Raw genomic sequence first — 12,019 nt, 5'->3', positions numbered from 1 at the left:
GGATTACAGGATCGTGACCCCCGGACATGAAAAAGGCCGCCCCGAGGGACGGCCTGTTTCGCTCTGGACACCAAGGATCAGTTATCGAGCGAGTCGAGATAGGCAATCACGGCGGCCCGGTCTTCCACGTCGCGCAGACCGGCGAAGGACATTGCGGTGCCCTGCACATAGCCGCGCGGGTTTTCGAGGAAGTTGTTCAGCTCGTCCGGCGTCCACGCGCCGCCCTTGGACGCCATGGCGTCAGAATAGCTGTGATACGGTTCGGACCCGACATCGCGGCCAACCACACCGTAAAGCGACGGGCCGGTGCCATCGACGCCCGGCTCGACCGAGTGGCAGCTACGGCACTGCCGGAACAGGCCTTCGCCATCCGCGGGGTCTGCGGCAGCCAGCACTTCCGAGAACGGAACTTCGGGTGCGGCCTCGGCCGGGGCATCGCCCTCGCCGGTGTCGATCACATATGCGGCGTGTTCTTCGCCATGCTGGCCAGCACCGCCACCGACGCTGTAAAGGCCGTCGGCAGCCCAACCACCAACGAGCAGAATCAGCCAGGCCGCGCATACGCCACCAACGGCCTTGGTAAGGGTCATCGTGTCAAACATGGTTATCCCGTCCACATTTCGAGTTGGCGCGTATCTACCGACTTTCCCACCCTGCTTTCAAGGTGTAGTCAGCGCGACAGAACGCCCTTGTTGAAGAAAGTCGCCAAAATGACTGCAAGTATCGCCTTTCAGGGAGAGCCCGGAGCCTATTCGCACCAAGCATGCCACGAGGCTCGCCCACATATGAAGGCCCTTACTTGCGGCACGTTCGAAGACGTGATCGAGGCGGTTCGCAGCGGTGAAGCGGACGAGGCGATGCTTCCGGTCGAAAATTCAACCTATGGCCGGGTGGCCGATATTCACCGTCTTTTGCCCGATTCCGGGTTACATATCGTGGATGAGGCGTTCGTTCGCGTGCATATCAACCTGCTTGGCGTGCCGGGCAGCACAATTGCCGATATCGAAGAAGCCTACAGTCATCTTGTGCTGCTGCCGCAATGCGCGGGGTTCCTGCGCAAACACGCGATCCGTGGCCGGGTCAGCCCCGACAATGCCCGCGCCGCCCGGGATGTGGCCGAGCGGGGCGACAAGTCGCACGCGGCACTGGCTTCGGAACTGGCGGGGGAAATCTACGGTCTGGACGTGCTGGCGCGCCATATCGAGGATCACGATCGCAACACCACGCGTTTCCTGATCATGTCGCGCGAACCGGACATGACACGCCGGGCCGATCGCATGATGACGACCTTCGTCTTTCAGGTCCGCAACATCCCGGCAGCGCTTTACAAGGCCATGGGCGGGTTCGCCACCAACGGTGTGAACATGACCAAGCTGGAAAGCTACATGGTGGGCGGCAGCTTTACCGCCACCCAGTTCTATGCCGATATCGAAGGGCACCCCGACGACCGGATGGTGCAATTGGCGCTGGAAGAGTTGGCGTATTTCACCTCGCACCTGCACATTCTGGGCACCTATCCGGCAGACCGGTTGCGCGATTGACGGTCAGTTGCGCGCCTTGAGCCGCCGATAGTCGTCTTCGTACTGGTTGGCGAGCGCCACGATGCGCGAGTCGATCTTGGACTGAATCCGCCCGCGCGCCAGCTTGGCCGTTTGCAGGATCAGCCGCGCGGCAAGTGTTGTGGCCTTGAGTTGCGCCACCACCCGGACCAGTGTCTTTTCCGGCGCCAATTCATCAAAGAACAGATCCACCCCAACCGCCATACCGCCCACGACGGTATCCATGTGCGCATGGGCCGGCGCGTCGAGCCGGGTCACGGTCGCCTCGACACCGCGTGTTTTGCCGCGAACCACGACAGACCCACGCCAGCTCGCGCCCTCGGCCAGGTCCGAAAAGCCGTTCACTCGGCGGATATCGGCCCCATACTGGCGGGCAGTGGCTTCGTAACGGGTGAAGTCGGCGAAATGCGAAAAGGCGTAATCCCGCGGGACGTCCACTTCTTCTCTGGTTTCAAACAGCATTGGATCGGGCCTTTATCAAGGGGCGGTGCAATATCCCCATTTGCCCGTCAGTCGAGCCTGTCCGCAAGCCAGTTTTCCATGATGAATTGCGCGATCGCGCCTTTTCGCGCCGGTTTCAACGTCGGATGCAGGCCCGCGAACGCGCTTGTCAGGTCTTCGCGGCTGATCCAGAGGGCATCCTCCAACTCTGCCGGGTCCAGCGTGATGTCGCGGCTCAAGGCCTCGCCCCGGCAGCCCATCATCAGCGACGAGGGGTAAGGCCACGGCTGGCTGGCGAGATAGTCGACGCGGCCCACACGCACCCCGGATTCCTCGAAGACTTCGCGGCGCACGGCAGCCTCGACAGTTTCGCCGGGTTCGATGAACCCCGCCAACAGCGAATACATGCCGTCGGGCCACCCCGGCGACCGGCCAAGCAACAGGTCGTTGCCGTGTGTGATCAGCATGATCACGACAGGATCGGTGCGTGGGAAATGATGCGCCCCGCAATCCGGGCACACCCGTTGCCACCCGGCTTGCTGCATTTTGCTTTCTGCCCCGCATTTGGCGCAATAGCGGTGCGACCTGTGCCAGCCGAGCATGGCCTTGGCGGTCGCGGCCAATTCCGCGTCTCGTGGCGAAAGCCGGGCCATCGCCAGCCGCAATTCCTGAAAGGTCTGGCCGTCTTGCACTGCGGGGTGCCGTTGTTGGCTTTGATCGGCAAAACTGTCCAACTCGGCCGAGTCAGGATCGTCAGGCTGCCACGCGGACATATCTGCGGAAAACCGCAAGGCGCCGTCGTCGTCGCCAAGGAATAACCGCTCCGCAAGGGCCTCGGCCAGCACGGGGTGATCTGCTGGCAACCACACCAACCGCAGCTTGCCCGATGCGTCCGCTTGCATCAGTGGCTTGCCGCGCCAGATCGGCAGAACGGTCCCACGTCCATCAGACAGGGCAGCCGCCAAGCCCGCCGCATCGGCCCGCAAATGCGCGGCGCGGTCGAGGCCGGAACCACCGAATGTCACGGATTCCGCAAGTCTCATGTCTCTGCTAACCCCTCTCGATCATTAACCTTTTTAAAGAAAACTATTGCAGGAATGCCGCACAGTCCCAAAAGCGGCACGTTCCTCTCGCCGTTGATACGCGCCACTGGTGCTTTCCCGGTTTCTCGTTCTATCTGCTTATGAAACAAAAGAAAGCGGACCGAAAGGCGACATGGGGACAGTAGCCGACATAGCGGACGGCAGGCAAAATCTGCGCCTGACGATCTTTGCCACGACAGACCTGCACGCGAACCTGCGGCCCTACAATTACTTTACCGACAACGCGGGAGATGAACCTGCGCTGGCGCGGATCGCCACCTTGCTGGACCGCTTGCGTCCCGACGTTCCGAACAGCCTGTTGTTCGACAATGGCGATACGTTGCAAGGGTCGCCTCTGGGCGATGTTGCCGCCGCGCCGGACCGCACAGGCCCGCATCCGATGATCGCGGCGATGAACGCCATGGGCTACGACGCATCGACCGTTGGCAATCATGATTTCAACTTCGGGCTCGACTTCTTGCTGGCCACCGTTGCCGACGCGGCCTTTCCTGTGGTTGCCACCAATATCCGCCGCTCCGACGGGGGCCCCTTGCTGCCCGCCTCGGTCATTCTCGACCGCGAGATGCACGATACGGACGACCGCCCCCATACCCTGCGCATCGGTGTCATCGGTCTGGCACCGCCGCAGATCACCAAGTGGGACCGAGCCATACTGGCCGGAAGGGTCGAGACATTTCCGATCGTCGAAAGCGCCCGCACGGAAGCCGCCCAGTTGCGGGCGGAGGGCGCCGACATCGTGGTCGCGCTGTGCCATTCCGGCGCCGGACCGGAACAAGATGCCCCGGATCTGGAAAATGCCCTGATCCCGCTGGCCCGGTCCGGTATCGCCGACGCCATCGTTGCCGGTCACACTCACCGCGTCCGCGCGGGATTGGAGGGCTGTGCGACGCCTGTGGTGAAGCCGGGGTTCTACGGGTCGCATCTTGGCCGGATCACACTGGACCTGACCAAGACCACCACTGGATGGACAGTCTGCAACGCCCTGTCCGAGGTCTTGCCGCTGCGCGACGCGATCGGCCCGCTTCCGCCCGCGCCAGCCATCATGCGCCTGTCCGAGGACAGCCACCACGCCACACTCGCCCATGCCCGCCGCAGGATCGGCGACAGCCTGACGCCGCTGGAAACCTATTTTGCCCTCGTGGGGAACAGCCCGGCCTTGGCGCTGCTGGCAGAGGCGCAGGCAGAGTTCGCCCGCGCCCAACTGGCGGATCACCCGCTATCCGACCTGCCACTTTTGTCCGTCGCACCGCCCTTCAAGGCAGGTGGCCGCGCTGGACCCGGATTTTACACCGACATTCCCGCAGGTGCCCTGTCCATTCGCCACGCGGCCGACCTTTATGCCTTCCCCAACACGCTGCAAGTGGTGGTGGCCACCGGCGCGGACCTACAGGATTGGCTGGAACGCGCGGCCAGCGGCTTTAACCAGATCGTGCCGGGGCAGGCCGGGCAACTGTTGGTGGCACCAAGCTTCTCGGCCTACAACTTCGATGTCATTTTTGGCGTGACCTACCAGATCGACCTGTCTGCCGCCGCCCGCTATTCCGCCGATGGCGAGCAGGTTTACCCGGCCAACAGCCGCATCCGCGCGCTGTCCTGTCGGGGGCGCCCCGTCGCGGCAGAAGATCGCTTCCTCGTCGTGACCAGCAGCTACCGGGCCGCAGGGGGAGGGCATTTCCCGGCCCCCGCGCGCTGTGATTCGGTCGTCAAAGGCTCGGAGTCCGCCCGCGACGTTCTGGTGCGCCATATCGAGGCGCGGTCGCCGCTTCGGATCGAAGCCCAGCCAACATGGCGATTCCTTCCGATGCCGGGCACCCGTGTGGTCTATGAAACCGGGCCGGGCGCGATGGCCCACAAGGCGACCTGGACCGCCCTCGGCCTTATCCCCGACGGTCAGAGCGACGCCGGATTCCAGCGGTTTGACCTGCCGCTGTGATCCGCCACCTGCGCCCGGAACCCGCCCAAGGACAGCCCCTTGCGAATCCGGCTTATGGCCCCTATGTAGCCCGGTGAGAGGTTGGCGCGGGCAAGCGCCTCGCCAACCTGGTCAGGACCGGAAGGTAGCAGCCACAACGAGCCCCGCTTGGGTCGATGTCCAGCCTCTCACCCCTTCAGCCACCGGCGGATTGACGGGTATTGTCGCATCCCTCCGGGCCCGCGCTGCCTGATTTCCCAGGTCATAGTTTACCCGGCCGTTCTGACCTCTGCGCCGCCACGGCACTTTTTCAACGTGCTGCCGGGATTATCCATCGTGACACGCCTTTCGCTTGCCGACCTAGGTTGGTCAGACCACTCCGCCGCGCAGATTGGCGGTGATCCAGCGCATTCTTCTCATGCCATGCGGCTTGCCTCGGTCGCCCACATCAGTTGCATATCGGTCTCGACGGCGCAGGGGCGCACCGCGCGCAGGCGCGTCAGGGCCCCGTCCGGCGCCTCTCCGGCCTCGACCATCAACCGCAGCAAAATCATACCGGATCGCCCACACCCCCCGTGGCAATGAATCAGGATGCGCGCGCCTTGCCCCAAACCACTGTGAATCTCCGCCGACAGGGCGGTCCAAACCGTCCGGTCGCGGGCCTTGGGCACACTGAAATCGACCACCGGAAAATGGCGCCAGGCGATCCCCTGGCCCGCCAGGTCCGGCCCAAGGGTGCAAGCGCCCTTGGCCTGCATCTCGTCCTCGCTGGTCAGACTTAGCACCACGCCTGGACGCCACGACAGCAAGCCTTCCAGATCATCGGCATAGGCCCCATCCCGCCCCGGCAAGGGGGAAATCCCAAGCGTTCCGCCAGCAACCCTCAACTCTGCTACGCTGAAGCCGCTCACCCAAGCCTCCTGCCCAAACCTCACCGGGTCATGCTGACCTGATCCGGCAGGCAAGTGCAATGTCGTCGTCTGCCGACAACTCCCCTGTTCACCCCCCGGTCAAAACGCTCTAACCTGCGTGCACCCAACCCCGGCGCGAGGCGACATGTCCGAGACCAAAGACAAAGGCTATCAGGTTCTGGCCCGCAAATACCGGCCCGCCAGCTTTGCCGATCTGATCGGGCAAGAGGCGATGGTGCGCACGCTGAAAAACGCGTTCGAGGCGGACAGGATCGCGCAGGCCTTCATCCTCACCGGCATTCGCGGAACGGGGAAAACCACCACCGCGCGGATCGTGGCCAAGGGGCTGAACTGCATCGGGGCGGATGGCACCGGCTCGCCGACAACTGACCCCTGCGGTGTATGCGAACATTGCACAGCCATCGCCGAAGGACGCCATGTCGACGTGATCGAGATGGACGCCGCCAGCCACACGGGCGTGGGCGATATCCGCGAAATCATCGAAAGCGTGCACTACCGGGCGGCCTCGGCCCGCTACAAGGTCTACATCATCGACGAGGTTCACATGTTGTCCAACAGCGCGTTCAACGCGCTTTTGAAGACGCTGGAGGAGCCCCCCGCCCATGTGAAGTTCATCTTCGCCACCACCGAGATCCGCAAGGTGCCGGTGACGGTGCTGTCGCGCTGCCAGCGGTTCGACCTGCGCCGGATCGAACCCGAAGTGATGATCGCCCACCTGCAAGCTATCGCGCAAAAGGAATCGGCCGCGATAAACGAGGATGCACTGGCGCTGATCACCCGCGCGGCCGAAGGTTCGGTCCGCGATGCGATGAGCCTGATGGACCAGGCGATTTCCCATGGTGCGGGCGAAACCACCGCCGAACAGGTGCGCACGATGCTGGGGCTGGCCGACCGGGGCCGGGTCATGGACCTGTTCGAACAGATCATGTCCGGCGATGCCGCAGGCGCCCTGAACGAGCTTGGCGCGCAATACGCGGACGGGGCCGACCCGATGGCGGTCCTGCGCGATCTGGCGGAACTGACCCATTGGCTGAGCGTCATCAACATCACGCCGGACGCGGTGAACGACCCCACGATTGGCCCGGATGAGCGCACGCGCGGGCAAGCGCTTGCGTCGCGGCTGTCCATGCGGGTGTTGGCCCGGACATGGCAGATGCTGCTGAAAGCGCTTGAAGAGGTGGCGCAGGCCCCGAACGCGATGATGGCCGCTGAAATGGCCGTGATCCGGCTGACCCATGTGTCCGACCTGCCCCCGCCCGAGGACCTGATCCGCAAGCTTAAGGACATGCCGCCGCCACCCCCTTCGGCAGGCGGACCTGCGCCCTCTGCCGATAGGGGCCCGGCCCCCCGCGCCTCGGCCCCGCGCGGCCCGTCGGGTGGCGCGGCGATGGCGCTGGCCGAAGCCCCGGACACTGCGCTGGCGCATTATCACAACTTCGACACCGTGGTCGCGCTGATCGAATCCAACCGCGACATAAAGCTGTTGATCGAGGTGAAGACGGGCGTACGGCTGGTCTCTTACAGCCCCGGCCGGATCACCTTCCAGCCGACAGAGCGTGCCCCGCAAGATCTAGCCCCGCGCCTGGCCCAAAGTCTCAAGAATTGGACCGGAGTGCGTTGGACCGTGACACTGGCCAACGAGGGCGGCGGCGAGACCATCGAGGAACAGCAGGACGCCGCGCGTCGCGCGCTGGAAGAACAGGCGCTGGAGCATCCGTTGATGCAGGCCGTGATTCAGGCGTTCCCGCAGGCCAGGATCACCGATATTCGCACCCGTGCGGATATGGCCGCAGAAGCCGAGGCCGAAGCCCTGCCCGAAGTCGAGGATGAGTGGGATCCGTTCGAAGAGGATTGATCGGCGCCTTGCCGTGACCCCGGAGCACACGTATCTAGGCTGAAACCGTACTTCACTCCGCAGGAGACACAAGATGTTCAAAGGACTGGGCCAGCTTGGCGATATGGCCAAGATCATGAAACAGGCGCAGGAAATGCAGGGCAAGATGGCCGAGGTGCAAGAGCAACTGGCCACCATGACGGTCGAAGGCGAATCCGGCGCGGGCCTCGTGCGGGCCACCGCCACCTGCAAGGGAGAATTGACCGGTCTGGATATTGATCCCTCGATCTTCAATCCCGATGAGAAAGAAGTGGTCGAAGACCTGATCCTTGCCGCGATCAAGGACGCACAGGCCAAGGCCAATGAGAAGTCTCAAGCCGAGATGGCCAAGCTCACCGACGGGCTGAACCTGCCCGAAGGCATGAAGCTGCCTTTCTGAGGCGGCGCAGCGCATGGCAGGCGGCACCGAGGATATCGAGGCCCTGATCGACATCATGGCCCGCCTTCCGGGGCTCGGCCCCCGGTCGGCCCGTCGGGCCGTTCTGCACCTGATCAAGAAGCGCGCGCTGCTGATGCACCCCTTGGCCAAAGCGATGACCCATGTCGCCGCCACCGCGCGCGAATGCCTGACCTGCGGCAATATCGGAATCGCCGACACCTGTGCGATCTGCGCCAATTTCGAGCGTGGCAACGGCCAGATCTGCGTGGTCGAGGATGTCGCCGACCTTTGGGCGCTGGAACGGGGACGGGCGTTTCAGGGCCGCTACCACGTGCTTGGGGGAACGCTCTCCGCACTGGATGACGTCGGTCCGGACGATCTGCGCATTCCCAAGCTTCTGGACCGCATCCGCACCGACGGCATTACCGAAGTGATCCTCGCACTCAACGCCACGGTCGATGGCCAGACCACCGCCCATTACATCGCTGGCGAGCTGGAGGGCAGCGGCGTCACTGTCTCATCGCTCGCACAAGGGGTGCCGGTGGGGGGCGAGCTGGATTACCTTGACGACGGGACGATTTCGGCCGCGTTGCGGGCGCGCAAATCCTTTTAGGCGGCCCTACCCTTCGCGGAAGGCGCGATTGAAGTAATTTGCCAGCGGGCGCAGCAGATAGGCCAGCGGCGTCCGGTCCTCGGTGCGGATAAAGGCCTCGACCGGCATCCCCGGCAACAATGTCCGCCCCTCAAGTCGCGTCGCCTCGCCTTCGTTCAGGACGATCTGGGCCTCGAAGTAGCTGACACCGGAATTCTGATCGGTGAAGGCATCGGCAGAGACCTGCCGTATATGCCCAAACAGTTCCGGGGTCTGCCGGGAATCAAAGGCCGGAAACCGCAAGACGACCTCCTGCCCAACGAAAACCTCATCGACATTGGTGGGCGAAACCTGCGTGGTGATGACCAGTGGCCGGTCTTGCGGCACGAGGTAGAGCACCGGGTCCGCCGCCTGAACCACCGAGCGCGCCCCGAACACGCGCAACCCGTAGACAACGCCCGAGACCGGCGCGCGGATTTCCATGCGGTCGAGTTGTCGGGTCAACCCCTGCTGACGCTCGGTCAGTTCGGCCTGCTGAACGCGGACCTCACGCAGTTGCGAAATCGCTTCCTCGCGGCGCGCAGTTTCGAGTTGCAGGATCGACAGGTCCGTTTCGGTGATCCGGCCCTCGGCCTCGGCGGTGCTGGCGGCCAACTCTCCGATGCTGCCCAAAAGGCGCGCGCTTTCGCGTTGCAACGTCAGGCCACGCGACGCCTCGGACAAGCCACGGTCGATCAGGTTCTGGACGTTCTCCAGCTCTCCCAAGATCAAGGTGCGTTGTTCCTGCAAAGCCTCGCTTTGGGCCGCAAACCCCTCGATCTGCGCGCGGATCTGATCGGTCCGCCGGGCGAGTTGATCGACCTGTTGGCGGGTGTTCTCTGCCCGCGTGGCAAACAGGTTGCGCTGCCCCTCCAGCACTTCTGCCAGCGCGGGGGACAGTTCGGCGGCGGCCAGCAGATCGTCGGGGAAAGTGACGTCGTCGCGGCCATCGCGCTCAGCCTCCAACCGGGCCTGCCGGGCGCGCCACTCATTGAGTTGCGCGGTCGCCACAGCGAGGTTGGACTCCACATCCGAGGGATCGAGCCGCAACAGCACGTCGCCCTCCTCGACCCGCTGGCCTTCGACCACGTCAAGCGTCTCGACCACGCCGCCATCGGGGTGTTGCACGGCCTGCCGGTTCTGGTCCACCTCGATCCGGCCAGAGGCGACCACCGCGCCTGCGATGTTGGAAAAGGTGGCCCACGCCCCGAATCCGCCGATTAGCACCACGAGTGCCGCCAGCCCGAGAGTGATCGGCCAACGCACCGAGAACGGGTTTGAAGAGTCTGCCATCAGCTTACCCCCCCATTGACGGCCCCGGCGCGGGTCGCGTCGACCACGTGGTCGGCATTGTGCAAGACCTTGCGCAGCACCTCGTCCCGTGGCCCAAAGGCCCGAGGCGTTCCGTTTTCCAGCACCAATAGCATGTCGCATTCGCGGATCGCCGCGGGCCGATGCGCCATGATCAGCACCGCGTTGCCCGTGGCCTTGGCCGCGCGGATCGCTTGGTTCAGCGCCTCCGACCCTTCGTTGTCGAGATTGGAATTGGGTTCGTCCAGCACCAGCAGAACCGGGTCGCCATAGAGTGCGCGAGCCAGGCCGATCCGCTGGATTTGCCCGCCGGACAGACGCCCCCCTTCCGAAGACATCGGGGTGTCGTAGCCCATCGGCTGATGACGGATCAGCGCGTCGGCGGCAGCTTTCTTGGCGGCGGACACCACGGCGTCCGGGGCCGGGTTCTCTTCCAGCCGGGCGATGTTTTCCGCAAGGGTGCCGTCGAACAGGCTGATGCTTTGCGGCAGGTAACCGATCAGCTGCCCCAAGGCGTCGGGGTCATATTGATCGAGCGTCGCACCATCGAGCCGGATTTGCCCGCCAGCCGGCTTCCAAACACCTGTCAGCGCCTTGGCGAGGGTCGATTTTCCCGCCCCCGACGGCCCAATCACGCCCACGGCCTGCCCCGGCTGAACCCGGAAGGTCACGCCGCGCAGCGTCGGTTGGCGTTGGCCCGGTGGCACGACCGAGAGCTGATTCACCTCCAACAACGCCTTGGGGCGCGGCAGGGGCATTCGCGTCGCGTCGGCCTTTTCCTCTTGCAACAGGGCGACCAGCCGCTGCCGCCCTTCGCGGGCGCGGGCGATCAATTGCCACTGCCCGATCACGGATTCGATCGGCGCCAGCGCCCGCCCCATCAGGATAGACCCGGCAATCATCGCGCCCGCCGTCATCTGCTGATGCAGCACCAGATAGGCCCCCAGGCCAAGCATGGCCGATTGCAGAAACAGCCGCAGGGTCTTGGTCAGCGTGGTAAAGCCGCCGACCTGGTCAGAGGCGAGGATACCCTGCCCAAGGGCCTGCGCGCGCATCTTTCGCCACCGCGCAAGGGCGTGGGTCTGCATGCCGAGGCTTTGCACGAGTTCCGATTCAGATTGCAGGCGCCCGGCAAACCGGTCCGCCATCCCGCTTGCCCGGTTGGCCGCGATCAGCGGCTCTTTCGAGCGCGCCTGATTGAGCAGGGTAACCAGCACAAGGGTCGCGCCGCCCCCAAGGGCCAGCATCCCCAGCCAGGGGTGAAAGACAAAGATCGCCAACAGAAAAAGCGGCGTCCACGGCATATCGAACACCGACAGGAAAACCGGCGAGGACAAGAGCCGCTGGATCGCCTCAAGATCTGCCAGCCCCGTCTGCATCTGCCCGGTGCGCCCCGCGCGGGCCAAAGCGGCCCGGAACACGCGGTCGTCCAGCGACGCCTGCAACTTGGCCCCGATTCGCGCTGCCACCCGCCCACGGGCGAAATCCAGCACCCCCATCATCAGGAACAGGAACGTGACCAGCAGGGCCAAGGCCAAAAGCGTCTCTTCCGAGCGGCTGCCAAGCACCCGGTCATAGACCTGCAACATGAACAGCGGTCCGGTCAGCATCAGGACATTGGTGAACACGCTGAACAGGAAAACCGCCCACAAGAGCGGTCGATTGCGGCGCCAAGCCTGGATCAGATCATCCTGTTGTGAACGCACCGCCATACTCTTTATCCAGCTTTCCCTTGCAACCCGCCAAAACCTTCACATCTTGATGACCGGGATGCCACATGTTTTACCAAAGGCCGATAGTCTGCCATGCGGTCACTAGCAATCCGTGTCGAATCCCGGTTTGAGACACTAGTCTGCT

11 protein-coding genes and 1 other RNA gene are annotated in these 12,019 nt (G+C 64.1%); 6 read left to right on the top strand and 6 right to left on the bottom strand.

All coding sequences use genetic code 11. The features are described from left to right. Positions 1–77: 77 nt before the first annotated feature. Positions 78–602 carry a c-type cytochrome gene (locus BKY27_RS07395; protein WP_071673815.1) on the bottom strand — a complete coding sequence of 175 codons (525 nt, stop codon included), beginning with the start codon at positions 600–602 and terminating at the stop codon, positions 78–80. A gap of 108 nt (positions 603–710) precedes the next feature. Between BKY27_RS07395 and BKY27_RS07390 the strand changes: the two genes are divergently transcribed. Beyond that, positions 711–1,541, top strand: a complete 831-nt coding sequence (locus BKY27_RS07390) for a prephenate dehydratase (protein WP_071673942.1) — start codon at positions 711–713, stop codon at positions 1,539–1,541. Between the two features lie 3 nt (positions 1,542–1,544). Here BKY27_RS07390 and BKY27_RS07385 read toward each other — a convergent pair whose 3' ends face one another. Both BKY27_RS07385 and nudC read right to left on the bottom strand, forming a co-directional pair. Further along, a complete protein-coding gene (locus BKY27_RS07385) occupies positions 1,545–2,021 on the bottom strand; it encodes an SRPBCC family protein (RefSeq protein WP_071673814.1) in 477 nt (158 codons plus the stop codon). 47 nt (positions 2,022–2,068) lie between these two features. Then, positions 2,069–3,043, bottom strand: coding sequence for an NAD(+) diphosphatase (nudC, locus tag BKY27_RS07380; protein WP_071673813.1), 975 nt, complete (start codon positions 3,041–3,043; stop codon positions 2,069–2,071). Positions 3,044–3,215: 172 nt separating this feature from the next. Here nudC and BKY27_RS07375 point away from each other — a divergent pair, with 172 nt between their 5' ends. Next, on the top strand, positions 3,216–5,036 hold the full coding sequence (locus BKY27_RS07375; protein ID WP_071673812.1) for a bifunctional 2',3'-cyclic-nucleotide 2'-phosphodiesterase/3'-nucleotidase: 1,821 nt from the start codon (positions 3,216–3,218) through the stop codon (positions 5,034–5,036). A gap of 74 nt (positions 5,037–5,110) precedes the next feature. Beyond that, positions 5,111–5,209: signal recognition particle sRNA small type (gene ffs / locus BKY27_RS07370), an RNA gene on the top strand. 222 nt (positions 5,210–5,431) lie between these two features. Here ffs and BKY27_RS07365 read toward each other — a convergent pair. Beyond that, complete coding sequence (locus tag BKY27_RS07365; protein ID WP_071673811.1) at positions 5,432–5,926, bottom strand: phosphatase domain-containing putative toxin; 495 nt, start codon at positions 5,924–5,926, stop codon at positions 5,432–5,434. Positions 5,927–6,044: 118 nt separating this feature from the next. On the opposite strand from BKY27_RS07365, the gene BKY27_RS07360 reads away from it, so the two are divergent. The 3 genes from BKY27_RS07360 (at position 6,045) to recR (ending at position 8,833) form a co-directional block, all read left to right on the top strand. Further along, a complete protein-coding gene (locus BKY27_RS07360) occupies positions 6,045–7,802 on the top strand; it encodes a DNA polymerase III subunit gamma/tau (RefSeq protein ID WP_267888887.1) in 1,758 nt (585 codons plus the stop codon). A 73-nt stretch (positions 7,803–7,875) separates the two neighbouring features. Then, on the top strand, positions 7,876–8,220 hold the full coding sequence (locus BKY27_RS07355; RefSeq protein WP_071673809.1) for a YbaB/EbfC family nucleoid-associated protein: 345 nt from the start codon (positions 7,876–7,878) through the stop codon (positions 8,218–8,220). Between the two features lie 13 nt (positions 8,221–8,233). After that, complete coding sequence (gene recR, locus BKY27_RS07350; protein ID WP_071673808.1) at positions 8,234–8,833, top strand: recombination mediator RecR; 600 nt, start codon at positions 8,234–8,236, stop codon at positions 8,831–8,833. 6 nt (positions 8,834–8,839) lie between these two features. On the opposite strand, the gene BKY27_RS07345 is transcribed toward recR, so the two are convergent. Together BKY27_RS07345 and BKY27_RS07340 are read right to left on the bottom strand one after the other, a co-directional pair. Further along, positions 8,840–10,144 carry an HlyD family type I secretion periplasmic adaptor subunit gene (locus BKY27_RS07345; protein WP_199559080.1) on the bottom strand — a complete coding sequence of 435 codons (1,305 nt, stop codon included), beginning with the start codon at positions 10,142–10,144 and terminating at the stop codon, positions 8,840–8,842. Further along, a complete protein-coding gene (locus BKY27_RS07340) occupies positions 10,144–11,874 on the bottom strand; it encodes a type I secretion system permease/ATPase (protein WP_071673807.1) in 1,731 nt (576 codons plus the stop codon). Before BKY27_RS07340 ends, BKY27_RS07345 begins: the two co-directional genes overlap by 1 nt. Between the last annotated feature and the right edge of the window lie 145 nt (positions 11,875–12,019).

The sequence above is a fragment of the Nioella nitratireducens genome, from assembly GCF_001879715.1.
Lineage (GTDB): Bacteria > Pseudomonadota > Alphaproteobacteria > Rhodobacterales > Rhodobacteraceae > Nioella > Nioella nitratireducens.
Note: the sequence above shows the minus strand (reverse complement) of the source record. Positions and strands in the feature narration are given on the sequence as shown.

Bases quoted from the DNA above. Each gene is read 5' to 3' on its own strand.
- BKY27_RS07340 (WP_071673807.1), bottom strand. From the start codon at position 11,874: ATGGCGGTGCGTTCACAACAGGATGATCTGATCCAGGCTTGGCGCCGC.
- BKY27_RS07385 (WP_071673814.1), bottom strand. From the start codon at position 2,021: ATGCTGTTTGAAACCAGAGAAGAAGTGGACGTCCCGCGGGATTACGCC.
- nudC (WP_071673813.1), bottom strand. From the start codon at position 3,043: ATGAGACTTGCGGAATCCGTGACATTCGGTGGTTCCGGCCTCGACCGC.
- BKY27_RS07345 (WP_199559080.1), bottom strand. From the start codon at position 10,144: ATGGCAGACTCTTCAAACCCGTTCTCGGTGCGTTGGCCGATCACTCTC.
- recR (WP_071673808.1), top strand. From the start codon at position 8,234: ATGGCAGGCGGCACCGAGGATATCGAGGCCCTGATCGACATCATGGCC.
- BKY27_RS07375 (WP_071673812.1), top strand. From the start codon at position 3,216: ATGGGGACAGTAGCCGACATAGCGGACGGCAGGCAAAATCTGCGCCTG.
- BKY27_RS07355 (WP_071673809.1), top strand. From the start codon at position 7,876: ATGTTCAAAGGACTGGGCCAGCTTGGCGATATGGCCAAGATCATGAAA.
- BKY27_RS07395 (WP_071673815.1), bottom strand. From the start codon at position 602: ATGTTTGACACGATGACCCTTACCAAGGCCGTTGGTGGCGTATGCGCG.
- BKY27_RS07390 (WP_071673942.1), top strand. From the start codon at position 711: ATGACTGCAAGTATCGCCTTTCAGGGAGAGCCCGGAGCCTATTCGCAC.